Origin of the sequence: Acidocella sp., assembly GCF_027352905.1 — a bacterium.
Classification (GTDB): Bacteria; Pseudomonadota; Alphaproteobacteria; order Acetobacterales; family Acetobacteraceae; genus Acidocella.
The window spans coordinates 1-23715 of record NZ_DAIEIF010000042.1 but is presented as its reverse complement, the minus strand read 5'-3'; the positions used below and the strand labels follow the sequence as shown (position 1 = coordinate 23715).

At 70.9% G+C, this 23715-nt stretch carries 20 protein-coding genes and 1 other RNA gene; 9 read left to right on the top strand and 12 right to left on the bottom strand.

Annotation, left to right across the window (positions count from 1 at the left end; all coding sequences use genetic code 11):
• Positions 1-119: 119 nt before the first annotated feature.
• From lexA to M7H45_RS07595, 8 genes are all read right to left on the bottom strand, one after another.
• Positions 120-821, bottom strand: a complete 702-nt coding sequence (gene lexA / locus M7H45_RS07630; protein ID WP_298215755.1) for a transcriptional repressor LexA — start codon at positions 819-821, stop codon at positions 120-122.
• 81 nt (positions 822-902) lie between these two features.
• On the bottom strand, positions 903-2099 hold the full coding sequence (gene glp, locus M7H45_RS07625; protein ID WP_298215753.1) for a gephyrin-like molybdotransferase Glp: 1197 nt from the start codon (positions 2097-2099) through the stop codon (positions 903-905).
• A complete protein-coding gene (gene moaC, locus M7H45_RS07620; protein WP_298215752.1) occupies positions 2096-2566 on the bottom strand; it encodes a cyclic pyranopterin monophosphate synthase MoaC in 471 nt (156 codons plus the stop codon). The genes glp and moaC overlap by 4 nt, the downstream gene beginning before the upstream one ends.
• The gene (gene trpC / locus M7H45_RS07615) at positions 2563-3375 is read right to left on the bottom strand and encodes an indole-3-glycerol phosphate synthase TrpC (protein WP_298215761.1); all 813 of its coding nucleotides are present in this window, start codon (positions 3373-3375) and stop codon (positions 2563-2565) included. The genes moaC and trpC overlap by 4 nt, the downstream gene beginning before the upstream one ends.
• Positions 3376-3377: 2 nt before the next feature.
• Positions 3378-4400: an anthranilate phosphoribosyltransferase gene (trpD, locus tag M7H45_RS07610; RefSeq protein ID WP_298215751.1), complete on the bottom strand. Its 1023-nt coding sequence runs from the start codon at positions 4398-4400 to the stop codon at positions 3378-3380.
• Positions 4397-4990: an aminodeoxychorismate/anthranilate synthase component II gene (locus M7H45_RS07605; RefSeq protein WP_298215749.1), complete on the bottom strand. Its 594-nt coding sequence runs from the start codon at positions 4988-4990 to the stop codon at positions 4397-4399. Before M7H45_RS07605 ends, trpD begins: the two co-directional genes overlap by 4 nt.
• A complete protein-coding gene (gene trpE / locus M7H45_RS07600) occupies positions 4987-6501 on the bottom strand; it encodes an anthranilate synthase component I (RefSeq protein ID WP_298215747.1) in 1515 nt (504 codons plus the stop codon). Before trpE ends, M7H45_RS07605 begins: the two co-directional genes overlap by 4 nt.
• Before the next feature lie 10 nt (positions 6502-6511).
• A complete protein-coding gene (locus tag M7H45_RS07595) occupies positions 6512-8389 on the bottom strand; it encodes a peptidylprolyl isomerase (protein ID WP_298215746.1) in 1878 nt (625 codons plus the stop codon).
• 76 nt (positions 8390-8465) lie between these two features.
• Here M7H45_RS07595 and tpiA point away from each other — a divergent pair, with 76 nt between their 5' ends.
• From tpiA to M7H45_RS07580, 3 genes are read left to right on the top strand one after another with little or no spacing between them, the layout of a single operon-like run.
• Positions 8466-9200 (top strand): triose-phosphate isomerase, encoded by a 735-nt coding sequence (tpiA, locus tag M7H45_RS07590; protein ID WP_298215744.1) that lies wholly within the window; start codon positions 8466-8468, stop codon positions 9198-9200.
• A gap of 55 nt (positions 9201-9255) precedes the next feature.
• The gene (gene secG, locus M7H45_RS07585; RefSeq protein WP_298215742.1) at positions 9256-9657 is read left to right on the top strand and encodes a preprotein translocase subunit SecG; all 402 of its coding nucleotides are present in this window, start codon (positions 9256-9258) and stop codon (positions 9655-9657) included.
• Between the two features lie 51 nt (positions 9658-9708).
• Positions 9709-11340 carry a CTP synthase gene (locus tag M7H45_RS07580; protein ID WP_298215741.1) on the top strand — a complete coding sequence of 544 codons (1632 nt, stop codon included), beginning with the start codon at positions 9709-9711 and terminating at the stop codon, positions 11338-11340.
• Positions 11341-11415: 75 nt separating this feature from the next.
• Here M7H45_RS07580 and cmk read toward each other — a convergent pair whose 3' ends face one another.
• Positions 11416-12042: a (d)CMP kinase gene (gene cmk, locus M7H45_RS07575; protein WP_298215740.1), complete on the bottom strand. Its 627-nt coding sequence runs from the start codon at positions 12040-12042 to the stop codon at positions 11416-11418.
• Positions 12039-13373, bottom strand: coding sequence for a 3-phosphoshikimate 1-carboxyvinyltransferase (gene aroA / locus M7H45_RS07570; protein WP_298215739.1), 1335 nt, complete (start codon positions 13371-13373; stop codon positions 12039-12041). Before aroA ends, cmk begins: the two co-directional genes overlap by 4 nt.
• A gap of 97 nt (positions 13374-13470) precedes the next feature.
• Between aroA and M7H45_RS07565 the strand changes: the two genes are divergently transcribed.
• The gene (locus M7H45_RS07565) at positions 13471-13797 is read left to right on the top strand and encodes an FYDLN acid domain-containing protein (RefSeq protein WP_298215738.1); all 327 of its coding nucleotides are present in this window, start codon (positions 13471-13473) and stop codon (positions 13795-13797) included.
• Positions 13798-13824: 27 nt separating this feature from the next.
• Here M7H45_RS07565 and M7H45_RS07560 read toward each other — a convergent pair whose 3' ends face one another.
• On the bottom strand, positions 13825-16656 hold the full coding sequence (locus tag M7H45_RS07560; RefSeq protein ID WP_298215736.1) for an AsmA family protein: 2832 nt from the start codon (positions 16654-16656) through the stop codon (positions 13825-13827).
• Positions 16653-20264 carry a hydantoinase B/oxoprolinase family protein gene (locus tag M7H45_RS07555; protein WP_298215734.1) on the bottom strand — a complete coding sequence of 1204 codons (3612 nt, stop codon included), beginning with the start codon at positions 20262-20264 and terminating at the stop codon, positions 16653-16655. Before M7H45_RS07555 ends, M7H45_RS07560 begins: the two co-directional genes overlap by 4 nt.
• 67 nt (positions 20265-20331) lie before the next feature.
• On the opposite strand from M7H45_RS07555, the gene M7H45_RS07550 reads away from it, so the two are divergent.
• The 5 genes from M7H45_RS07550 to rsmH form a co-directional block, all read left to right on the top strand.
• Positions 20332-21120 carry a TerB family tellurite resistance protein gene (locus M7H45_RS07550; RefSeq protein WP_298215733.1) on the top strand — a complete coding sequence of 263 codons (789 nt, stop codon included), beginning with the start codon at positions 20332-20334 and terminating at the stop codon, positions 21118-21120.
• On the top strand, positions 21117-21785 hold the full coding sequence (locus tag M7H45_RS07545) for an N-acetylmuramoyl-L-alanine amidase (RefSeq protein WP_408832654.1): 669 nt from the start codon (positions 21117-21119) through the stop codon (positions 21783-21785). The genes M7H45_RS07550 and M7H45_RS07545 overlap by 4 nt, the downstream gene beginning before the upstream one ends.
• 84 nt (positions 21786-21869) lie before the next feature.
• An RNA gene (gene rnpB / locus M7H45_RS07540) (RNase P RNA component class A) lies at positions 21870-22259 on the top strand.
• 207 nt (positions 22260-22466) lie between these two features.
• A complete protein-coding gene (locus tag M7H45_RS07535) occupies positions 22467-22910 on the top strand; it encodes a division/cell wall cluster transcriptional repressor MraZ (RefSeq protein ID WP_298215732.1) in 444 nt (147 codons plus the stop codon).
• Positions 22911-22933: 23 nt separating this feature from the next.
• The coding region (gene rsmH / locus M7H45_RS07530) for a 16S rRNA (cytosine(1402)-N(4))-methyltransferase RsmH (RefSeq protein ID WP_298215757.1) at positions 22934-23715 on the top strand (782 nt) is incomplete at its 3' end.

Below are 23715 nucleotides of genomic sequence, written 5' to 3'. Positions count from 1 at the left end.
GCATCGCCCCCGCGGCCCCGCCGGGGCGGCAGGCGCCGCCGCGCGCCGCCGCCAAGCCCAATGAGCAGCAGCGCCGCCGCCGCGCTCAGGCGGTCAAGCACCTGAGACAACGCGGCTGATCAATATTGGCGCAGCAGCGCCACCAGCCTGCCCTGCACCCGCACCCGCTCCGCCGGAAAAATGCGCGGCTCGTAGCGAATGTTGGCGGGCTCCAGGGCGATGGACTGGCCCTTGCGGCGCAGCCGTTTCAGCGTCACCTCGGTCTCATCCACCAGCGCCACGATGATCTGGCCATTCTCCGCCACCTCGCCCCGCCGGATGATGACCACGTCGCCATCGAGGATCCCGGCCTCGATCATCGAATCCCCCTCGACGGTGAGGGCGAAATGCTCGCCGCCACCCAGCATGGAGAGCGGCACCTCGATCGTCTCCTCATTGTCGCGCAACGCCTCTATGGGCAGGCCCGCGGCGATCTTGCCGTAAAGCGGCAGGGAAACCGCCCCCGCCTCCGCCGCCTCCGCCCGCAGCCCCGGCAGGCGCGGGGTGAAATTTCCCTGGATCACGTTGGGCGCGAATTTTCTGGCCTCGGGCTGGGGCGGCAGCAGATCCCCGGGCAGCTTCACCACCTCCAAGGCCCGCGCCCGGTGCTTGTGGCGGCGCAGAAATCCCCGCTCCTCCAACGCCGAGATCAGCCGGTGAATGCCGGATTTGGAGCGCAGATCCAAAGCCGCCTTCATCTCCTCGAAACTCGGGCTGCACCCCGTCTCGCGCAGATGCTTGTCGATAAAGGACAGCAATTGATGCTGTTTGGAGGTGAGCATGGAAACTCCCGGACTAAAGGCTTGAGAAATCAGGACCCAACCCGGAATGTTCTAGTTTGGTTCTCGAAGCCGCGTCAAGCGTCACCTCTCGTCGAGCCGCAGAATCTCCACCCTGTCGCCGGGCGCGGCGGCGGCGGCGCGCGGCGCGCGGCGGATCAGCGCGCCGGCCCCGGCCAGGCCCCGCAGCATGGCGGAATCCTGCAGGGGCAACGGCGTCGCCACCCAACCCTGCCCATCCCAGGCCAGACCGGCCCGTAGATAATCCTCCCGCTCGTCATTGGCCTTCAGCGCCGCGCCCAGGATCGCCGTCTCCACGCGCGGCGGCGCGGGCGGCGATCCGCTCAGCGCCGCCAGCGCCCCCTCCAGAAACAGCCGGGCGCAGACATAGGCCGAAACCGGGTTGCCAGGCAGGCCCAGCACCGGCATCTCCCCGGCCCGGCCGAAGATCAGCGGCTTGCCCGGCCGCATGGCGATTTTCCAGAACGCCAGGCTGAAGCCGCGCCGCCCCAGCCCCTCCTGCACCACATCATGCGCGCCCACGCTGGCGCCGCCGGTAATCACCAGCATATCCGCGCCGCGCGCCGCCTCTACCGCTTGCGCCACCGCCGCCGCCTCGTCGGGGATGGCGGGCAGCAACAGCGGCTCCCCGCCCCGCGCGGCGATAAAGGCAGCCAGCATGGCGCCATTGGCATTGGCGATACCGCCCGGCGGCAGCGGCTCGCCAGGCAGGGCGATCTCGTCGCCCGTGCAGAGAATGGCTAGGCGCGGGCGCCGCCTCACGCTCAGCCACGGATACCCCGCCGCCGCCGCCAGGCCGATATCCCGCACGGAAAGCCGCCGCCCCGCCGCCAGAACCTCTTCCCCGGCCTGAAAATCCTGCCCGGCGCGGCGGATATACCGGCCCGCCGCCACGGCCTCGTTCACCCGCACCCGCCCGCCAGCGGCGGTGGCGTTCTCCTGGATCAGCACCGCATCCGCCCCCGGCGGCACCACGCTGCCGGTGAAAATCCGCACCGCCTCGCCGGGCCCGACAACGCCCGTGAAAGGCCGCCCGGCCGGCGCCTCGCCGGTCACCCGCAAGTCCGCCCCCGCCCGCGCCTCGGCGGCGCGCACCGCATAACCATCCATGGCGGAGACATTCGCGGGCGGCGCGCTCAGCCGCGCCAGCACCGGCGCCGCCAGCACCCGCCCATGCGCCGCGCTCAGCGCCACGCTTTCCGCCGCCACTGGCACCAGCCCGGCCAGAATCCGCGCCCGCGCCGCCTCGACGCTGATCATGGCGCGGTGAAATCCCCGCTGCTGCCGCCGCTCTTGCGCGTCAGCCGGATCGCCTCGATCCGCATGGTCCTGTCCACCGCCTTCACCATGTCATAGATCGTCAGCGCCGCCACGCTCACCGCCGTCAGCGCCTCCATCTCCACCCCGGTGCGTCCTGTCACCCGCGCCATGGCGGTTATCTCCACCGCCGCCTCCTCCACCTCCAGCGTCACGCTCACCGCCTCCAGCGGCAAGGGGTGGCAGAGCGGGATCAGCTCGCCCGTCCGCTTGGCGGCCATGATTCCGGCGAGCCGCGCCGCCGCCAGCACATCGCCCTTGGCGGCCCGGTCATCGCGGATCATCGCCGCCGTCTCGGGCCGCATCGCCACCCGCCCCCTGGCCTCGGCCTCACGCGCCGTCACCGGCTTGGCGGAAACATCCACCATCCGCGCCGCCCCGTCCGCCCCGGTATGGGTGAGGCCGGTCACGTCGCCAGCAGCGCCCGCACCGCCGCCGCCACATCGGGCTCGCGCATCAGGGATTCCCCCACCAGAAACCCCTGCACGCAAACCTTGCGCAGCCGCTCGACATCCGCGTTGGTCTTGATGCCGGATTCCGAAATGATGAATTTATTGGGCGGGCATAGGCGCGAGAGGGTCTCGGTCACCGCGATATCCGTCACCATCGTCCGCAGATTACGGTTATTGATCCCCAGCAGCGGTGTTTCCAGGGAGAGCGCCCGTTCCAACTCCTCCTCGTCATGCACCTCCACCAGCACGTCCATGTCCAGCGCCCGCGCCAGCCCTTCCAGCTCGCGCGCCAGCCCGTCCTCCAGCGCCGCCATGATCAGCAGCACGCAATCCGCCGCCATCGCCCGGCTCTCGTAAACCTGCCATTCATCGAGGATGAAATCCTTGCGCAGCACCGGCAATTCCACCGCCGCCCGCGCGGCCCGCAGATGCGCCGCCATGCCTTGAAAATATTTCTCGTCGGTCAGCACGGAGAGGCAGGCCGCCCCGGCCTCGGCATAGGCCCGGGCCAGCGCCTCCGGGTCGAAATCCGGGCGGATCAGCCCGCCCGAGGGCGAGGCCCGCTTGATCTCGGCGATCAGCCCCGGCTTGCCGGCGGCGGCGGTATCCATCAGCGCCCGGCCAAAACCGCGCGTCTTCTCGGCGTCGCGCACCTCCGCCTTCAGCTCCTCCAGCGGCACGGTGGCGCGGCGCTCGGCGATCTCGGCGCGCTTATCCGCGCAAATTTTCGCCAGCACATTCTCAGCCGGCGCCGTTGCTTCCGCCATCATCACACCTGTTCGTTGGATACATGCTTGAGCCGCTCCAGCACCGCGAGCGCCGCGCCCTCGTCCAGCGCCCGCGCCGCCCGTGCCGCGCCCGCGCGCAAATCCTCCGCCCGCCCCGCCACCACCAGGGCGGCGGCGGCGTTCAGCAGCACGGTGTCACGATACGCCCCTCTCTCCCCGCGCAGCAAGCCGAGCAGCGCGGCGGCGTTATGGGCGGCGTCGCCGCCTTTCAGCAAAGCCAGGGGCGCGGGTTCCAGCCCCGCCGCCGCCGCCGTCACGGTGAATTCGCTCATGCTTCCATCCCGCAACGCCACCACCTGGTTCTCGCCCTCCAGCACCAGCTCGTCCATGCCGCCGCCATGCAGCACCCAGGCGGCCTCGGTGCCCAGCTCGCGCAGCGTCTCGGCCACCGGCCGCGCCCAGGCGGGGTCGTACACGCCGATGATCTGCCGCCTTACCCCGGCGGGGTTGGCCATCGGGCCGGTGAGGTTGAGCAGGGTGCGGGTGCCAAGCTCCACCCGCACCGGCGCGGCATGGCGCAAGGCGGGGTGATGGCGGGGCGCGAAGAGAAACACACAGCCGGCCGCGCGCAGAATACCGGGCAGCGCCTCCAGCGGCGGCTCGATCTCCACCCCCAGCGCCGCCAGCACATCGGCGGCGCCGGCGCGGGATGAAAGCGCCTTGTTGCCATGCTTGGCCACTGGCACGCCGCACGCGGCCAGCACAAAGGTCACGGCCGTCGAGATGTTGAGGCTCGCCGCGCCATCCCCGCCCGTGCCGCACACATCCATGGCGTCCGCCGGCGCCTCGACCCGGGTCATGCGCCGGCGCATCGCGGTCACCGCCCCGGTCAGCTCCGCCACGGTCTCGCCGCGCGCGCGCATCGCCATCAGCATGCCGCCGATCTGCGCCGGGGTGGCCTGCCCGTCCATCACCACGCCGAAGGCTGCCTCCGCCTCGGCGGCGGAGAGGCTCTCGCCCCGGCCAAGCCGGGCCAGCGCCGGTTTGAGCGAGGCCGCGCTCACGCCGCCGCCAGAGCCTTCACCCCGGCCAGACGCAGGAAGTTGCCGAGAATCTCGTGCCCGTGCTGGGTGGCGATGCTCTCGGGGTGGAATTGCACGCCGTAAAGTGGCAGATCATCATGGCGCAACCCCATGACGAGGCCGTCCTTGGTCCAGGCGGTCGCCACCAGGCAATCGGGCAGGCTGGCCCGCTGGATGATGAGCGAGTGATAGCGCGTGGCGGTGAACGGGTTGGGCAAGCCGGCGAACACATCCGTGTTCTCGTGATACACGGCGCTCGTCTTGCCATGCACCGGCTCGGGCGCGCGGACAACCTGGCCGCCAAAGGCCTGGCCGATCGCCTGATGGCCGAGACACACCCCCAGCAAGGGCAGCCGCGCCCCGCCGGCGGCGCGCACCAGATCGAGGCAGATCCCCGCCTCGTTCGGCGTGCAAGGGCCGGGGGAGAGCACCACGGCCTCGGGGGCCAGCGCCAGCGCCTCCGCCACGCTCAGCGCGTCATTGCGCCTCACCACGCATTCCGCGCCGAGATCGCCGAGAAACTGCACGAGATTAAAGGTAAAACTATCGTAATTATCGATCAGCAGGATCATGACTCATTCTCCGGCGCGGCGACATAGCGCACCGCGTCCTCGGCGGCGCGGAACAGCGCCCGCGCCTTCTGCACGCTTTCCATATATTCCGCCTCGGCGTCGGAATCCGCCACCACCCCCACCCCGGCCTGCACATACATCCTGCCATCCTTCACCAGGGCGGTGCGCAGGCCGATACAGGTATCCATGGTGCCGTTGGCGGCGAAATAGCCGATACACCCGGCGTAGAGGCCCCGGCGGGACGGCTCCAGCTCCTCGATGATCTGCATCGCCCGCACCTTGGGCGCGCCGGAGAGCGTGCCCGCCGGAAACCCGGCGATAAGCGCGTCCAGCGCCTCCAGCCCCGGCTTGAGCCGCCCCTCGATGGTCGAGGAGATATGCATGACATGCGAGAATCGCTCGATGGCGAAGCTCTCCACCACCTTCACCGAGCCGATCTCGGCGACGCGGCCGACATCGTTGCGCCCGAGATCGAGCAGCATCAGATGCTCGGCCCGCTCCTTGGGGTCGGCCAGCAATTCCCGCTCCAGCGCCTGATCCTCCTCGATGGTCGCGCCGCGCCGGCGCGTGCCCGCCAGCGGCCGGATGGTGACGATCCCATCGCGCAGCCGCACCAGGATCTCGGGCGAGGAGCCCACCGCCTGAAACCCGCCGAAATCGAGGAAGAACAGAAACGGCGCCGGGTTGATCCGCCGCAGCGAGCGGTAGAGCGCGAAGGGCGGCAGGGAGAACGGCGCCTCGAAGCGCTGGCTGGGTACGATCTGGAAGGCGTCCCCGGCGCGGATGTAATTCTTGGCGGTCTCGACCACCGCCAAGAATTTCTCCTTCTCCATATTGGAGCTTTGCTCCAGCGGCGCCAGCAGCCGCCCGGTGAGCGGCGGCACCGGTTTTTCAAGGTCGCGCGCCAGCCCGTCCAGCCGCTCCACGGCGGCGGCATAGGCGGTGGCGGCGTCCAGCCCGGGGCGGGGATAGACCGGGGCGGCCAGCGTCATCTCATCGGTGACGCCGTCGAACACCACCAGCAGGCCGGGGCGGGAGAGAATCGCCTCCGGGATGCCCAGCACATCCGGCTTCAACGCCGGCAATTCCTCCATCAGCCGCACCATGTCGTAGCCGAGATAGCCGTGCAGCCCGCCGATCACGGGCGGCAGCCCCTCCGGCACCTCCAGCCGCGTCTCGGCGATCAAGGCGCGCAGCGCCCGCAAGGGCGGTTCCCTCACCGGCGTGAAGGCGTCGGGCTTTGCCGCCGCCTCGCGGTTGATCGCCGCCACCCCATTCTCGCATTTCCACACCAGGTCCGGGGCCATGCCGATCACCGAATAGCGCCCGCGCACCGCCCCGCCCTCCACGCTCTCCAGCAGGAAGGAGTAGGGCTTGCCATGCGCCGCCTTCAAATAGGCGGCGACGGGCGTGAGCAGATCGGCGATGCCATGCCGCCAGACCAGCGCGCCCTGGCCCTGCTCATAGGCGGCGCGGAAGGTCTCGAAACGGTCTGGCGAAACGGCGTTCATGCGGGGCTTCTCAACGGTAGAGCTGGGAAAGGAGTTTCTGGTTGACGGTCACCTTGTCCTGGGCCTGCAACCCGGCCAGGAAACTCCCGGCCAGATCGTCCTGCAAGGATTTATTCAGCGTCTGCTGCAGTTGCGCATAAGCATCAGGGTTGTCCTTGGCGCTGGGCTCATGGATGCCCGTCAGCACCAGCACGGTATAGCCGCCGCCAGTCTCCAGCATGCTCGCCTGGCCGGGCTTGAGGCTGAACAGCACGGGCACGAATTGCGCGGGCAGGCCGGGCGGCTGCGCCCCGCTGGTGATGCCCGGCAGTTGCGTCACGCTCAGCCCCGCCGCCGCGGCGGCTTTATCCAGCGGCGTGCCGGTATTCACCGCCTGCATCAAATTCGCGGCCGCCGCCTGCGCGGCGCGCTGCTGCTGCGCCGCCGTCCAGGCCGCCAGCACCTGCCCCCGCGCCTGGGCGAAGGGGATCACCCCCGGCGGAATCACATCCTTCACCGCCACGGCGAAGTAGCTGCCATCGGGTCCGCTCTGCAATTGCGGCGCCTGCCCCTTGGCGGCGCTGAACGCGGCCTGCACGATCGCCGCTTTCAGCTTATCCCCGCCCGGAACCGGCGCGGGCGTGCCCGCCGGCGTCCGCCCCTGCGCGTCCAGCGTGCCCTCCACCGCCACCAGGCCGAGATTGCCGGGCAGCTGGTCGAGCGGCGTCTGCCCCGCCAGCGCGTCCTGCAACGCGTCCACATTCTTGGCCACATCCGCCTCGGCCTGCTGCAACTGCAATTGCCGCGTCACCTGGGCGGCGAGAAGCTGGCGGTCCGGCCCGCTCTCGCCCGTGCCCGTCACCTTGAACAGATACATGGCGGACTCCCCCGCCACCGGCCCCACCACCTGCCCCGGCGCGGCGCTGAAGATCGCCTGGGCCAAAGACGGGGCGGGAATCTCATTCTGCCGCACCTTGTCGAGCGGCACCGGCGTGGCGTGGTATTTCTGCGCGAGCGCCTGCATCTGCGCCCAGCTCGCTCCTTTCTTCCACGCGGCCTTCAGCTGCGAGGCGTCGGCGAGGTCCTGCACCGCCAGCACCTCGGCGCTGCGCACCGGCGCGCCCGGCCCGGCCTGCGCCGTCGCCTGGGCCACGCCCGCCTCCACCGCGTCCGGCGCCACCTTTTCCTGCGGGGCGAGCAGGGCCGGCGATAAAATCACCACCTGCACCTTGCGGTATTCCGGGGAGGTGAACTGGCTTTGATGGTTGCGCCAATAGCGCTCCAGCACCGCATCGCCGGGCGGGGGCGGCGCCGGCTCGGCCTGGGCGGGAATGTTGACGATCGCGGCGCTGCGCTGCTGGCCGAGCAGGGCGAAAATCGGGTCGAGCAAGGCGGGGGGCGCCGCCGCCCCCTCGATCACCGGCGTGATCAGCTGCCGGACGATGAGCTCGTCCTTCATCTCGCCGATGAACTCATCCGGGGAGAGGCCGTTCTGCTGCAAGACCTGCTCGAATTTCGCCTTGTCGAAAACGCCGTTGGTCTGGAAAACCGGAATGCTGTCCAAGAGCGTCCGCACCGCCGCGTCCGGCACGCCGATATGATACTGCCGGGCGGCCTGGCGGAGAATTTCCCGCCTTATGGCGGTGGAGAGCGCCTGCAACGCCAGTTGCTGGCGGGTGGCGGCGTCCGGCTGCTGGCCCTGCTGCTGATACTGGCTGAGCGCGCGCTGATACCCCGCCTGCACCACGCTTATATCCACCGCCTGGCCGTTCACGGTCGCCACCGCGCTGGGGCTGCCCGTGAGCGTGAATACGTTCGATATCCCCCAGAAGACGAACATCACGATGAGCAGCGCGAAGATCGCCCGCGCGGCCCAGCTCGCCATCAATTTCCGCACCCAGACCAGCATCGTCGCTCTTTACCCCAAACCGCCGCCTCTATAGCTAGGCGCCAGGATATGAGCAATTCAGGCAGGGAGGGGCCGCATGCCGCAGCTGATCGCGGGAAACTGGAAGATGTTCGGGCGTCTCGCGGAGGTCGCCCCCTATGCCGCGGCGCTGCGCGCCGGCGCCCCCGCCCATGTGGAATTGCTGGTCTGCCCGCCCTTCACCCTGCTCGACCGTTTCGCCGCCGCGCTGGCGGGCGGCCCCGCCCGGCTGGGCGGGCAGGATTGCCACCCCGCCCCGGAGGGGCCGCATACCGGCGACATCGCCGCGCCGATGCTGGCGGAGGCCGGGGCGCGCTACGTCATTCTCGGCCATTCGGAGCGGCGCGCCAATCATGGCGAGACCAACGCCATCGTCCACGCCAAAGCGCAGGCCGCCATCGCCGCCGGGCTCATCCCCATCGTCTGCGTGGGGGAGACGGAGGATGAGCGCGAGGCGGGCGAGGCCGAGGCGGTGGTGCGCGGCCAGCTCATGCATTCCCTGCCGCCCGGCTTCGCCGGGGTGGTGGCCTATGAGCCGGTCTGGGCCATCGGCACCGGCCGCACCCCCACCGAGGCGGATGTCACCGCCATGCACGCCGCCATCCGCGCCGCCCTGCGGGCGCAGCTCGGCGCCAGCGGGGCGGGGCTGCGCATCCTCTATGGCGGCTCGGTCAAGCCCGGCAACGCCGCCAGCCTGCTCGCCCTGCCGGAGGTGGGGGGCGCGCTGGTGGGCGGCGCCAGCCTCAAGGCGGAGGATTTCCTCGCCATCGCCCGCGCCGCGCCGCGCGGTTGAACAATCCCGGCGCCGGCACTAGAAGCGCGCCGGGTTTCCTCTTGCGGATTGTTCGATGATCAAGGTTCTTCTCGTCCTGCACGTCTTCGTCACCCTCGCGCTGATCGGCGTCATCTTGATCCAGCGCAGCGAGGGCGGGCTCGGCCTCGGCGGCAGCCAGAGCATGGGCGGCTTCATGACCGGGCGCGGCACGGCCAATCTGCTCACCCGCGCCACCGCCATTCTCGGCACCGCCTTCTTTGTCCTCTCCCTGGCGCTGGCGCTGCTCTATAAAGGTGCTGGGCAGAGCAACAACGCCGCCATCCTCAACGGCCCCTCCGCCCCGCCGCCCGCCGCCGCCCCGGCCAGCCCCGCCCCCCTGCCGCAAACCCCGTCCGGGGCACAGCCCGCCGCCCCCGCAGCGCCGCCCCCGCCCGCGCCGCCCGGCCCGGCCAATGCGCCGGGCACCGCCCAGTAATTCGCCGCCCGCCCTTCATCCCTCATCGCGACTCATGTAAGGTTGGATTCCATGACGCGGTTCGTTTTCATCACCGGCGGCGTGGTCTCGTCCCTCGGCAAGGGCATCGCCTCGGCGGCGCTGGGCGCCCTCCTCCAGGCCAGGGGCTATTCAGTGCGGCTGCGCAAGCTGGACCCCTATCTCAATGTCGACCCGGGCACGATGAGCCCCTATCAGCACGGGGAGGTCTTCGTCACCGATGACGGGGCCGAGACCGATCTCGATCTCGGCCATTACGAGCGTTTCACCGGCGTCCACGCCACCAAGGCGGACAACGCCACCACCGGCAAGATCTATTCGGAGGTCATCGCCAAGGAGCGGCGTGGCGATTATCTCGGCGCCACCGTCCAGGTCATCCCCCACATCACCGACGCGATCAAGGAAACCATCCTCAACCGCACGGAGGGGCTGGATTTCGTCCTGGTCGAGATCGGCGGCACGGTGGGCGATATCGAATCCCTGCCCTTCCTGGAGGCGATCCGCCAGCTCGGCAACGAGCTGTCCCCCGCCCGCGCCATGTTCCTCCATCTCACGCTGGTGCCCTTCATCCCCTCGGCGGGGGAGCTCAAAACCAAGCCGACCCAGCATTCGGTGAAGGAATTGCAGAATGTCGGTATCCAGCCGCACATGCTCATCTGCCGCTGCGACCGTCCGATCCCCGAGAATGAGCGGCGCAAGATCGCCAATTTCTGCAATGTCCGGGTGGAGGCGGTCATCCCCGCCCTCGACGTGGACACCATCTACACCGTCCCCATCACCTATCACGAGGCCGGGATGGACCAGGAGGTGCTCCGCCATTTCGGGCTGCCCGCCGCCGCCGGCCCCGACCTCTCCCGCTGGCGCGACATCGTCAACACCGTGCGCTTCCCGGAAGGCGAGGTCCGCATCGCCGTCATCGGCAAATACACCAACCTGCTCGACAGCTATAAATCCCTGGCCGAGGCGCTGGCCCATGGCGGCATCGCCAACAAGGTCAAGGTGCGGCTGGAATGGGTGGATTCAGAGGTGTTCGAGCAGCCCGACCGGGTGGAGCAGCTGGAGGGCGTGCACGGCATCCTGGTGCCGGGCGGCTTCGGCGAGCGTGGCACCCAGGGCAAGATCGCGGCGGTGCGCTTCGCCCGCGAGCACAAGGTGCCGTTTCTGGGCATCTGTTTCGGCATGCAGATGGCGGTCATCGAATGCGCCCGCAATCTCGCCGGCTTGCCCGCCGCCTCCTCCACCGAGTTCGGCCCTTGCGAGATCCCCATCGTCGGGCTGCTGACGGAATGGGCGCGCGGCAACGAGATCGAGCGCCGCGCCGCCGGCGGCGATCTCGGCGGCACCATGCGCCTCGGCGCCTTCCCCGCCGTGCTGGCGGAGGGCTCGCTGGTGCGCGAGGTCTATGGCGGCGCCCCGCATATCGAGGAGCGGCACCGCCACCGTTACGAGGTCAACATCCATTACCGCGATCAGCTCGAAGCCCAGGGCCTGCGCTTCTCCGGCCTCTCGCCGGATGGCGTGTTGCCAGAGATCGTCGAATATCCCAGCCACCCCTGGTTCATCGGCGTGCAATACCACCCGGAGCTGAAATCCAAGCCCTTCGCGCCGCACCCGCTGTTCAAGGGCTTCATCGCCGCGGCGGTCCGCCAGTCCCGCTTGGTTTAGCGGGCGATTTCAACCGGTTGATTTTACGCCTACGGCTCAATCAGACGATGATCGCTCCGGCGCGCGCCCGGAAATTTACTCCCGTCCCAGCTTGCGCCGCACCAGCTCCAGCGCCAGGCTGAACGCCTGATCCGCGTCCAGGCTGGTGGTGTCGATCAGAATCGCGTCCTCGGCCGGGATCAACGGCGCGGCCGCGCGGGTGCGGTCGGCCTCGTCCCGCGCCGCCACCTCGGCGATCACCTCGGCCAGATTCACCCTCTCGCCGCGCGCGGTGAATTCCGCTTGGCGGCGCTTGGCCCGCGCCTCGACGCTGGCGGTGACGAATAATTTCACATCCGCGTCGGGAAAGATCACCGTGCCGATATCGCGCCCATCCAGCACCGCCCCCCTCCCCCCGCCATAACCCCGCTGATAGGCGAGCAGCGCCGCCCGCACCGCCGGGATGGAGGCCACCTGGCTCGCCGCCCGCGAGGTCGCGGCGTCGCGCAGGTCCTCCCGCGCCGTATCCGCCTCGGTCAGCTCCCGCGCCGCCGCCGCCGCCGCCTGCGCATCCGCCGGGTCGCCTCCCGCCTCCAGCACCCGCTTGGCGGTGGCCCGGTAGAGCAGGCCGGTATCCAGATAGGGCAGGCCGAGCGTCTGGGCCAGCCGCCGGGCCAGCGTGCCCTTGCCCGCAGCCGCCGGGCCATCGATGGCGATGATCACGCCACCGCCTCCAGCGCCGCGCCCAGCCCGCGCATCAGGCCGATGAAACCGGGAAAAGACGTGTCGATGAAGCGCGCATCGTCGATCCGCACCGGCGCGTCCGCCGCCTGCCCCAGCACCAGCGCGGACATGGCGAGGCGGTGATCCATCCGCGTCTCCACCATGCCGCCCCCGGGAATGGCCCCGCCATGGATGATGAGATCATCGCCCTCGATCTCCGCCCTCACCCCGTTCACCCGCAACAGGGCGGCGGTGGCGGCCAGGCGGTCGCTCTCCTTCACCCGCAGCTCCGCCAGCCCGCGCAGGCGGGAGGTGCCGCGCGCCGCCGCGCAGAGCACGGCGAGCACGGGATATTCGTCGATCATGCTGGGCGCGCGCTCGGGCGGCACGTCCACGGCGGCGAGATCGGAATAAAAAGCGGTGAGATCGCCCACCGGCTCGCCGCCCGCCACCCGCTCATTGGCCGTCTCCAGCCGCGCCCCCATCTCCCGCAGGGTGAGGAACAGCCCGGCGCGCAGCGGGTTGAGCCCGGTATTGGCGGCGGTGACGGCGCTGCCCGGCACCAGCAGCGCCGCGGCGAGGGGAAAGGCGGCGGAAGAGGGATCGCCCGGCACCGCCACATCCGCCGCGCGCAGTTCCGGCTGGCCCTTGAGCCGGATATGGCGGCCCCGCCCCGCCGCGCTCACGCTCACCTCCGCGCCGAAATGGCGCAGCATGTTCTCGGAATGGTCACGGGTCGGCTCCGGCTCCTCCACCTCGGTATAGCCGGGCGCGTTGAGCCCGGCGAGCAGCACGGCGGATTTCACCTGGGCCGAGGCCACCGGCAGCCGGTAGCGCAGCGGCAGCGGGTCGCGCGCGCCCAGAATGGTGAGCGGCAGCCTGTCCCCGGCGCGGGCGAAGAACCGCGCCCCGGCCAGGCTGAGCGGCTCGGTCACCCGCCGCATCGGCCGCCGCCGCAGGGAGGCGTCGCCGGTCATCACCGCGTAGAGGTCATGGGTGGCGAGAATTCCCGCCAGCAGCCGGGCGGCGGTGCCGGAATTGCCCATATCCAGCACATCCTCCGGCTCGGTCAGCCCGCCCAGGCCCCGCCCGCTCACCAGCCAGTCCGCCCCGTCACGGGTGATCCCCGCGCCCAGGGCCCGCATGGCGCTCGCGGTGCGCAGCACGTCCTCGCCTTCCAGCAGGCCGGAAATGCGCGTCTGCCCCACCGCGAGCGCGCCGAACATCAGCGCCCGGTGGCTGATGGATTTATCCCCCGGCACGCTCACCCGGCCAGAGAGCGGGGCGGCGGGGCGGCGGGCGAGATAGGGGCGGGGTGAGGTCTCGTTCATGCGCGCGCGCTTAGCATGGGACACGCTGTTTGACATAGGCGCGGCGGCATGGCATCGCGCCGCCCTTGATTGAATTGCCCATCATCCGAGGCTGCATATGGCGAAACCCGAATTAGGCGAAAAACATAGCTGCGTTTCCTGCGGGGCGCGCTTCTTCGATCTCGGCCGGGACCCGGCGATTTGCCCGAAATGCGGGGCCGAGCAGCCGCCCGAGCAGCCCCGGCTCAAGCGCGCCGCCCCGCTGCCGGAGGAGCAGAAGAAGACCGTCAAGCCCGTGCTCGACCCCGATGACGTGGATGTGGAAGTGGCCGATGACGACGATGACGAGGACATTCTCGAAGACGCGGACGATCTCGAGGACGATACCGGCATGATCCAGGCCGATCTCGACGTGCAGCCCGAGGGCAATGACGACGAACGCTGAGCCGTAAGGCGGCCTGGCGGGCCGGTATTATTTCGCCGCCGGCTGCCAGGAATAGGCCGGGGCCAGGTCCGCGCTCCGGCTGGGCTTGGCCCATGCGCCCAGCAGCCGGGCGGTCAGGCTGAGCGGCGGCGTCACGGCCGGGCTGGCCTCCAGCTTCAGCGCCAGCGTCGTATCCATCACATCGATATCCCCGCTCGCGGCGATCTGCCCGGCCGGGCCGGTGAGCAATGCCTGGGTCAGGGTGCAATTCCCCTGGGAGAGCTTGCCCGCCAGGGTAAGGGTGGCGAAGGGCGTCGCCCCGTTGAACAGCGCCTTGGCCAGGCCGGGCTTGCGCGGCCGGGCGAGCGCCGCCGCCAGATCCGGCAGGGATAATCCCTGGAGCACGCCATTGCTGACCGTGACGGTGGCGCTGCCGCCCAGCGTGGCGCCCCAGGCCCGGGCCGTGTAGCCGGTGGCGCTCAGGCTGGCGGTGGCGCTGATCCGCCCGCTGGACAGGGTGAGTGGAAAGTCTTGCGTCAGGGCGAGCGCCTCCGCCTCCACCCCCTCGGCCAGCAGCCGGGCGGAGAGCGCGGGCGGCGCGGCGGCGGCGAGTTTGAGCGCGGCGGTGCCGGAGATCTCGCCCCCCGCCAGCCCGGCGCGAGCCAGGCTCAGCGTGGCGCCGTCCGGGGCGAGGCTCAGCGTCGCGGCGCTGGCGTCCAGCACCTTGCTGCCCGCGTAGAGCACCCGCCCGGCGGTGAGCCGCACGCTCCCCGCCAGCGGCAGCGCCTCCGGCATCTCGAAACCGGCGGGCAGCGGCGGCACGGCGAGCGTGCCCGCGTCCACCTGGCCGGAAAGCTTGCCCGCCTGGTCGAGCAGCCGCCCGGAGGCGTTCAGCCGCCCGGCATTCAGCACGAAATTCCGCGCCCCGTATTCATCCGGCGTGGCGATGAACTCCGCCCGCAACCCGAGCGCCCCGGGGCCGGGAAAGGCCAGCCCCGCCGCCAGCGCCCCGGCCGGGCAGGCGGAAACTTTCCCCTGGAGGGGATAAGCGGGCGGCGGCGGCAGGCGCGAGCAGCCCTCCCCCAGCCCCAGCAGCTTCAGCGCGGCGATGGCGTCGGGGTGCTGCACGGTCACCGCCCCCGCGGCGGTCAGCGCCGTCAGATTCACTTGCGGCGAGGCGGTGAGGGTGAAGTCCCCCAGACGGGCCGTGGCGCTGACGCTCAAGGCCTGCGGCCGCCCATCCGCCGCCGCCACCAGGCGCAGGGGCGCGGCCAGCAAGGCGGCGGGCGGCTTGCTCCCAGCGGGCAGCAGCGCGGCGAGCGGGGTGGCGGCGGGCAGATCGAGCCAGCCCTCGGCGTCCACCGTCTTGTATCCCGGCCCCAGCGCCAGGCTGCCGGCGGCGAGACCGCCATACAGGCTGGCGCTGGCGCGGCGGATGTTCACCCCCTGGCCGATCGCCGCGTCCACCAATAAATTGGTCAGCTCCACCGGCCCCGCCTCGGCCTTGGCCACGCTCACCTCGCCCTCCGCCGTCAGGCCCCCTTCCGCCAGCGGCAGTCGCCCCGCCCAGGCCACCAGCGGCGCCAGGGCGAGATGGTCGAAGCTCAGCCGGAAGGCGCCATGGCCGGGGGAAAGAATGACGACCCCGCCGGCCCGGTCCGTCCCCAGCGTGCCGGAAATCCCGCGCAGCACCGGTGCTACGCGGCTGCCCGCCAGCTCCGCCCGCAGGCTGGCGCTGGGCCAGGGCGGCGTTCCCGGCAGGCCGAACCCGGCGGTCAGCCCCGCCAGATCCGGCGCGGCGAGGCTGAGCTGGCCGGAAAGCCCCCCATCCGCCCCCAGGGCGGCGCTCCCGGCCAGGCTGGCGCCGCCCGGCAGGCCGAGGCTGAACTCCGGCGCGGCGATCCGCCCCGCCGCCACGTCCAGCGTGGCGCGCAGCGCGGGAAAGCGCCGCCCGGCCAGCGTCACATCGGCGGCGTCCAGGACGATATGCGCGGGGATATCCTCCGGCCACAGCGTCCGCGCCGTCTTCAAGCTGGCGGCGTCCAGATGGGCGCCGGTCAGCTCGGCCTCCGCCCTGGCGGGGCTGAACCGCAGCCGGGCCATGCCGCTCAGCCGCGCCGCGCCCTGGTCGAGCTCCAGGCTGGCGGCCTCCAGGCTGGAGCCGTCCACGCTCAGCCGCGCCCGCGCCGTCAGCCCCCCCGGCAGCCGCGCCGTCACCTGCCCGGTGAGCCGGCTGTCCGCGCCCAGCGTTCCGGAGAAATCCGCCTTCCCGCCCTTTGATTGCGCGGCGATGGAAACGGGGGCGGAGCCGTCCAGCCCCGTCTCGCCAATGGCGAGGCTGAGCGAAACCGGCAAATGCTCAAACACCGCCTCGCCGGAGACGCTGACACTGCCGCGCGGGCCGGTGAAGAGATCCGCATCCGCCCCGGTCAGCGTCACCGCCCCCACGCGGATGCGCGCATTGTCCACATGGGCATGCAGCGCGGCGAGCCAGGGCGGCGGCGCCACCGCGCCGATCCCCCCCGGCAGCGGCCAGGGAAAGGTGACATCCGGCGAATCCAGGTTGAGCGCCCGCACCGCGAGCTGCCCGCGCAGCAAGGCGGGCAGATCGATCTCCAGGGAGAGCGCCCGCGCGGTGATGACCTCATGCTCCGGCCCGCTGATGGTGATGCCGGAGGCGGTGAGGCCGGGTCTCGGCAGATAGGAGAGCGAGAGCCCGCCGCTGATCCGCACCTGCCGCCCGGTCAGATTCGAGGCCAGGCGCTCCATCGCGGCGCGGTGGGCCGGGGCGGCGACAAAGGCGGGCAAGGCCAGCACCACCCCCGCCAGCAGCGCCAGCAGGGCCAGCGGCGCCGCCCAGAGAAGATGTTTACGCCTCAAGCCGCGCCGCCATAGCCGCCGCCGCCCGGCGTGGCGATGGCGAACACATCCCCGGCCCCGAGCTCGGCGGCCGCCTGGCCGGGCAGGCTCTCACGGCGGCCATCCGCCCGCTCCACCCATTGCGCGCCGGTTTCCCCCGGGCCGCCCCCCGCCAGCCCGAAAGGGGCGACCGTCCGGCGCGAGGCGACGATCGTCGCGGTCATCGGCTCGAGAAAGCGCACGCGGCGCAGCGCGCCCGCCCCGCCCTGGAACCGCCCCTCCCCGCCCGAGCCCTGGCGGATGGAAAACTCCTCCAGCCGCACCGGGTAGCGCAGCTCCAGCACCTCCGGGTCGGTGATGCGGGTATTGGTCATGTGGGTGTGCACGGCGGCGCAGCCCGCGAACCCCGGCCCCGCCCCCGCCCCGCCGCAAATCGTCTCGTAATATTGGTGGCGGGCATTGCCGAACAGAAAATTATTCATCGTCGCCTGGGAGGAGGCGGCGGCGCCCATCGCCCCCAGCAGGGCGGCGGCCACCGCCTGCGAGACCTCGGTGTTTCCCGCCACCACGGCGTGGCCGGGCGGCGGCGCCAGAAAACTCCCCGGCGGAATGATGATCGTGATCGGCCGCAGGCTGCCCTCGTTGAGCGGCATTTCCGTGCCGGTGAGGCAGCGGAAGGCGTAGAGCACGGCGGCGATGGTCACCGCCGCCGGCGCGTTGAAATTACCGGGCGCGGCGGCGCCGGTGCCGGTGAAATCCACCGTGGCGCTCCCCGCCTCGCGGTCGATGCGCAGGGCAACGCGCAGCGGCGCGCCGTCATCCATCCGGTAGTCGAAGCTCGCGTCGCGCAACCCCTTTATGGCGGCGCGGGTCGCCGCCTCGGCATTATCCATCACATGCCCCATATAGGCGCGCACCCGCGCCCAGCCATGGCGGGCGATCACCCCGCGCAGCGCCGCCGCCGCCGCCGCGTTGGCGGCGATCTGGGCCTTGATGTCGGCCACGTTCTGGTCCGGGTTGCGGGCCGGATACGCCGCCCCCGCGAGCAGGGCGCGGAACTCCGCCTCGCGGAACGCGCCGCCCGAGAGCAGCAGGAAATCGTCGATCACCACCCCCTCCTCCTCCAGCCGGGCCGAGAAGGGCGGGGTCGAGCCGGGGGTGACGCCGCCAATATCGGCATGGTGCCCCCGGCACGCCGCGAAAAACCGGATCTCCCGCCCCGCCTCGTCGAAAACCGGGGTGATGAGGGTGATGTCCGGCAGATGCGTCCCCCCGGCATAGGGGTTGTTGAGCGCCACGGCGTCGCCAGGGCGCAGCCTGCCGCCGCGCGTTTCCAGCACCTGGCGGACGGAGGCGCCCATCGCCCCCAGATGGACCGGCACATGCGGCGCGTTGGCCACCAGATGCCCCGCCGCGTCGAAAATCGCGCAGGAGAAATCAAGCCTTTCCTTGATGTTGACGCTCTGGGCGGTGTTGCGCAGCACCGCCCCCGCCTGCTCGGCGACGGACATGAACAGATTGGCGAATAATTCGAGCCGCACCGGGTCCGGCCTGCCGCCCTCCTCGCCCGCCGCGGCCGCGGCCTCGCGGCGCGGCGCGGCGCGGCGCAGCAGGCAATGGTTGCGGGCGGTGATGCGGGCGCGCCAGCCGGGCTCGATGATGGTGGTGGCGTTGGCCTCCTTCAGCACCGCCGGGCCGGCGATCTCCGCCCCCGCCCCCAGCGCCGCCCGGTCGTAAACCGGCGCGGCATGGGCGGCCCCGCCCGAGACCAGCCGCGCCGTGGCCAAAGGCGGCGGCAAAGGCCGCTCCGGCAGCTCCGGCTCCTCCAGCGCCTCGCCCGGCGCGCTCGCCTCCACCAGCAAGGTGTCGGCGACCAGCGGCTTCTCCGGCGCGTCGAAGCCGAACAGCCGCCGGTGGGCGGCGGCGAATTCCGCCGCCATCGCCCCGAACCCGGCGAAGGCGACGGGCAGGGCGCTGTCCGTGCCCGCGTAGCGCAGCAGCAAGGAGGTGCGGCAGGTGATCTCCGCCCCCGGCCTCTGGGCGGCGAGGGCGGCGCGCGCCTGCGCCTCCAGCCGCGCCGCCGCGCGCTCCAGCCCGGCCATCGCCTCCGGGGTGAAGGGCCGCTCCACCGCCTGCTCGCGCAGGAGGAGAAAATCGGCGAGGCCGATGCCATAGGCCGAGAGCACCCCGGCGAAGGGGTGGATCAGCACATGCTCCATCCCCAGCTCATCCGCCACCAGGCAGGCGTGCTGGCCGCCCGCGCCGCCGAAGCAGACCAGGGCGAAATCCGCCGGGTCGAGGCCCTTCTGCACGGAAATCTGGCGGATGGCGGCGGCCATATTGGCGATGGCGATCTGGATGAACCCCTCGGCCAGCGCCTCGGGCGCGCGGGCATCGCCCGTGCGCGCCGCCACCTCCGCCGCCAGGGCGGCGAATTTATCGCGCACGATGGCGGCATCGAGAGGCTGGTCGCCGCGCGGGCCGAAAATCGCCGGGAAATGCTCGGGCAGCACCTTGCCGAGCATCACATTGGCGTCGGTCACCGTCAGCGGCCCGCCCTTGCGGTAGCAGGCCGGGCCGGGATCGGCCCCGGCGCTCTCCGGCCCCACCCGCAGCCGCGCCCCGTCGAAGCGCAGCACCGAGCCGCCGCCCGCCGCCACGGTGTTGATGGCGAGCATCGGCGCGCGCAGCCGCACCCCGGCGATCTCGGTCTCCAGGCTGCGCTGGAACGCCCCGTCATAGAGCGCCACATCGGTGCTGGTGCCGCCCATGTCGAAGCCGATGACGGCGGAGACTCCCGCCGCGGCGGCGGTTTTCACCGCGCCGACGATCCCGCCCGCCGGGCCGGAGAGAATCGCGTCCTTGCCGGTGAAGGCATCGGCGCGCGCGAGCCCGCCATGAGATTGCATGAAAAATAGCGGCGCGCCGCGCAGGCCCGCGGAAACCCGCTCGATATAGCGGCGCAGAACCGGCGAGAGATAGGCGTCGGCGATGGTGGTGTCGGCGCGCGGCACCAGGCGCAGCAAGGGGCTGGCGGCGTGGGAGAGGGAGATCTGGCCAAATCCCGCCGCCGCCGCCAGCGCGCCCAGGCGCTGCTCCTGGGCGGGGAATTTCCAGGCATGGATCAGCGCCACCGCCACCGCCTCGATCCCCGCCTCCCGCGCGGCGCGCAGCGCGGCCTCGGCCGCCGCCTCGTCCAGCGCCTCGATCTCGCGCCCGTCCACATCCACCCGCCCGGCGATCTCCTCGACCCGCTCATAGAGCATCGTCGGCAGGCGGATATCGAGATCGAACAGGCGGGGCCGCGCCTGGGTGCCGATCCGCACGATATCGCGGAAGCCGCGATTGACCAGCAGCAGGACCCGCGCCCCCTTGCGCTCCAGCAGGGCGTTGGTGGCGACGGTGGTGCCCATTTTTACGCTGCCGATCGCGCCGGCGGGTATGGGCGCGCCCTCCGCCAGGCCGAGACAGCGGCGGATGCCTGCCAGCGCGGCATCCTCGTAGCGGTCCGGGTTCTCGGAGAGCAGCTTCATCGTTTGCAGCCGGCCCTGCGGGTCCCGCGCCACGATATCCGTGAAGGTGCCGCCGCGATCGATCCAGAATTGCCAGCCCATGCGCTTCGCCTTCATCGCCCGCCTCCGTGAATGTCCCATTGCGTGTTTGGGTTCAAGGGCGAGGCTGTGCTAGGCGTGGGCCATGAGCTATTGGGGCAAGGTGATCGGCGGCATGGCGGGCTTCGCCATGGGCGGGCCGATGGGGGCGCTGTTCGGCGCGGCGCTGGGCCACGCGGCGGATGAAGGCAAGCTGCACGGCCTGGCCGAGGGGTTCACCAGCATGGCGGGGCGCTCCCTGCCCTTCGACCCGATGCGGCTGGCGGCGATGACCGGGCGGCGCGACCAGCTCTTCGCCATCGGCGTCACCGTGCTGGCCGCCAAATTGTGCAAATGCGACGGGCCGGTGAGCCGCGCCGAGATCGACGCCTTCAAGCGCGCCTTCGCCATCCCGCCCGCCAGCATGGCCGACGTGGCGCGGCTGTTCGACAGCGCCCGCGCCAGCCCCGCCGGGTTCGAGAGCTACGCCACCCAGCTCGGCCAGGCCTTCTCGGACGACAAGCACACTCTGGAGCAGGTTCTGGCCGGGTTTCACCAGATCGCCGCGGCGGATGGCCCGGTGAACGGGGCGGAGGCGGAGTTTCTCTCCCGCGTCGCCCATGCCTTCGGGCTGAACGAGGCGGCCGCCCGCCGCGCGGGCCAGGGCGCGCCGCCGCCGCCCCGCCCGGCGGAGGACCCCTACGCCGTGCTCGGCCTCGGCCGCGAGGCGGATAACCAGGCGATCCGCGCCCGCTGGAAGGCCCTGGTGCGCGAGACCCACCCGGATAGCCTCGCCGCCCGCGGCGCCTCGGCGGCGATGATCAAGGCGGCCTCGCTCAAGGTGGCGCGCATCAACGCCGCCTATGACGCGATCAAGCGCGAGCGCGCCATCTGATCACCCTCATCCGCGAGGCCTCGCCGAATTGGGACGAGCGGCGGGAGCCGGTTTCCTGCCTCGTGCTGCATTACACCGGCATGCCGACGGCGCGCGCCGCGATCGAATTGCTGAAATCCCCCGGCGCCAAGGTCTCCGCCCATTACGTGGTGGATGAGGACGGCGCCGTCTTCAGCCTGGTGCCGGAGGAGAAGCGCGCCTGGCACGCGGGCGTCTCCTATTGGCGGGGTCGGCGGATGCTCAACGACGCCTCCATCGGCGTCGAGATCGTCAATCCCGGCCATGAATGGGGCTACCGCCCGTTTCCGCCGGCGCAGATGCGCGCGGTGCTCGCTCTCTCTCAGGACATTCTCGCCCGCCATGCCATCGCCGCGCGGGACGTGGTCGCCCATTCGGACATCGCCCCCGACCGCAAGCAGGACCCGGGCGAATTATTCGACTGGCCCTGGCTCGCGGCGGAGGGGGTGGGGATATGGACGGAGGCGGCCGCCGCGCCGGGGGATTGGCGGGCGGATCTCGCCGCCATCGGCTACGACACGGCGCTGCCGGAGCCAGACGTGATCCGCGCCTTCCAGCGGCATTTTCTCCCCCGCCACCTCACCGGCGCGATCGACCCGCTCACCGCCGCGCGGGCGGCGGCGGTGCGGCGGCGGGCCGAATCATAAATTTGATTTATGAAAAGGCGTTAATTGATAAGCTGGGCCGGGGTGTTGACGCCCTCGCCAAACTTGCCTAGGCAGCGCGCCGGTCCAGGCGGCCGGACGGCCGCTGGCGGGTTGGTCCGCCAGAGGAAAGTCCGGGCTCCACGGAAACACGGTGCCGGCTAACGGCCGGCGGGGGCGACCCCAGGGAAAGTGCCACAGAAAGCAAACCGCCGCGGCGGCGCCGCGGCAAGGGTGAAACGGTGCGGTAAGAGCGCACCGCCTTTCCGGCAACGGGAAGGGCAGGGCAAACCCCACCGGGAGCAAAACCGAATAGGGGCGGCCGGCGCCCCGCGCGAGCGGGGGCGCGAAGCGGTTTCCGGCTTGCCGCCCGGGTTGGTTGCTAGAGGCGGGTGGCGACACCCGCCCCAGAGGAATGGCCGTCCAGCGCCCTTTGAGGGGCGTGGACAGAACCCGGCTTATAGGCCGCCTGGACCCATATTTCCATTCCGTAATTTTCTGGAACAATGCGAGAACAAATTAGGAAAATTTTAATAAATATCAGGCCATGCCGCGGAAGTTTTTGCCACAAGCGGGCCGATTCTCTTTGACGGAGGAAGAAATGGCATGATAGTGGTGAAGAAACCCACGTTTTCCCATGAAGTGGGGAACAGGGACGGCAAATGAGGGGCACGGCCCGGGGCGATGAGGCAGTTCTTTGGCAGCCATGAGAATAAACGCGACGCGAAGGGGCGGGTCTCCGTGCCGGCGGCGTTCCGCGCTGCCTGGAAGGAGCATCCGGAGATGACGCTGATCCTGCGCCCGTCCTTCATCGAGGGCTGCGTCGAGGCCTGGCCCCTGCCCAATTACGCCCGCTTCCAGGCCAAGCTGGAGGCCATGCCGGAGATGAGCCGCGAGCAGGTGGGGTTGCAGACCCAGGTCTATTCAGACGCGGAGGAGGTGGAGCTGGACGCCCAGGGGCGCATCCTCATCACCGGCTATCTGGCGGAGCTGGCCAATCTCACCGACACGGTGTTCTTTATGGGCCGGGGCGACCATTTCCATATCTGGGAGCCGGGGGCGGGCAAGGCCTTCCGCGACGCCTCCCGCGCCGCCGCCCCCCGGCTCAGCTTCGGGGGGCAGGCGTGAGCGCGCCCGCCCATGTTCCGGTGATGCTGGAGGAGGCGGTGGCGGCGCTGCGCCCGCAGGCGGGCGGCGTCTATCTGGACGGCACTTTCGGCGGCGGCGGCTATGCCCGCGCCATTCTCGACCGCGCGGATTGCCGGCTCTACGCCATCGACCGCGACCCGGAAGCCGTCGCCCGCGCGCAAAGCCTGGCCGCCGCCTATCCCGGCCGCTTCGAGATCATGCCCGGGCGCATCAGCCAGTTAAAGGAGATGCTGGCGGCGCGGGGGGTGCGTTCGCTCAACGGGGCGGTGTTCGATCTCGGCCTCTCCTCCTATCAGATCGACGATGCGGAGCGGGGATTTTCCTTCCGCCAGGACGGCCCGCTCGACATGCGCATGGACCGCGCCGGCCCGGACGCCGCCACGCTCGTCAATACGGGTAGCGAATCCGCGCTTGCTGATATTCTCTTCAAATATGGCGAGGAGAAAGCCGCGCGGCGCGTGGCCCGGGCGATCGTGGAGCGGCGGCGGAGCCAGCCCTTCGCCAGCACGGCGGATCTCGCCGGGGTGATCCGGCGCGTGGTGCGCCCGGACAAATCGGGCATCGACCCGGCGACGAGGAGTTTTCAGGCGTTGCGCATCGCCGTGAATGAGGAATTGAGCGATATCGAGGCGGCGCTGGACCAGGCGGCCAGCCTGCTGGCGCCCGGCGGCAGGCTGGTGGTGGTGAGTTTTCACTCCCTGGAGGACCGGATCGTCAAGCAGCTCTTCGCGGCGCGGGCGGGGCGCGCCCCCGGCGTTTCCCGCCACGACCCGGCGGGGCTGGC

Excerpts from the sequence above, each read along its gene's own strand:
- lexA (WP_298215755.1), bottom strand. The coding sequence starts at position 821 with ATGCTCACCTCCAAACAGCATCAATTGCTGTCCTTTATCGACAAGCAT.
- glp (WP_298215753.1), bottom strand. The coding sequence starts at position 2,099 with ATGATCAGCGTCGAGGCGGCGCGGGCGCGGATTCTGGCCGGGCTGGTG.
- trpC (WP_298215761.1), bottom strand. The coding sequence starts at position 3,375 with ATGGCGGAAGCAACGGCGCCGGCTGAGAATGTGCTGGCGAAAATTTGC.
- M7H45_RS07605 (WP_298215749.1), bottom strand. The coding sequence starts at position 4,990 with ATGATCCTGCTGATCGATAATTACGATAGTTTTACCTTTAATCTCGTG.
- trpE (WP_298215747.1), bottom strand. The coding sequence starts at position 6,501 with ATGAACGCCGTTTCGCCAGACCGTTTCGAGACCTTCCGCGCCGCCTAT.
- M7H45_RS07595 (WP_298215746.1), bottom strand. The coding sequence starts at position 8,389 with ATGCTGGTCTGGGTGCGGAAATTGATGGCGAGCTGGGCCGCGCGGGCG.
- tpiA (WP_298215744.1), top strand. The coding sequence starts at position 8,466 with ATGCCGCAGCTGATCGCGGGAAACTGGAAGATGTTCGGGCGTCTCGCG.
- secG (WP_298215742.1), top strand. The coding sequence starts at position 9,256 with ATGATCAAGGTTCTTCTCGTCCTGCACGTCTTCGTCACCCTCGCGCTG.
- M7H45_RS07580 (WP_298215741.1), top strand. The coding sequence starts at position 9,709 with ATGACGCGGTTCGTTTTCATCACCGGCGGCGTGGTCTCGTCCCTCGGC.
- aroA (WP_298215739.1), bottom strand. The coding sequence starts at position 13,373 with ATGAACGAGACCTCACCCCGCCCCTATCTCGCCCGCCGCCCCGCCGCC.
- M7H45_RS07565 (WP_298215738.1), top strand. The coding sequence starts at position 13,471 with ATGGCGAAACCCGAATTAGGCGAAAAACATAGCTGCGTTTCCTGCGGG.
- M7H45_RS07555 (WP_298215734.1), bottom strand. The coding sequence starts at position 20,264 with ATGAAGGCGAAGCGCATGGGCTGGCAATTCTGGATCGATCGCGGCGGC.
- M7H45_RS07550 (WP_298215733.1), top strand. The coding sequence starts at position 20,332 with ATGAGCTATTGGGGCAAGGTGATCGGCGGCATGGCGGGCTTCGCCATG.
- M7H45_RS07535 (WP_298215732.1), top strand. The coding sequence starts at position 22,467 with ATGAGGCAGTTCTTTGGCAGCCATGAGAATAAACGCGACGCGAAGGGG.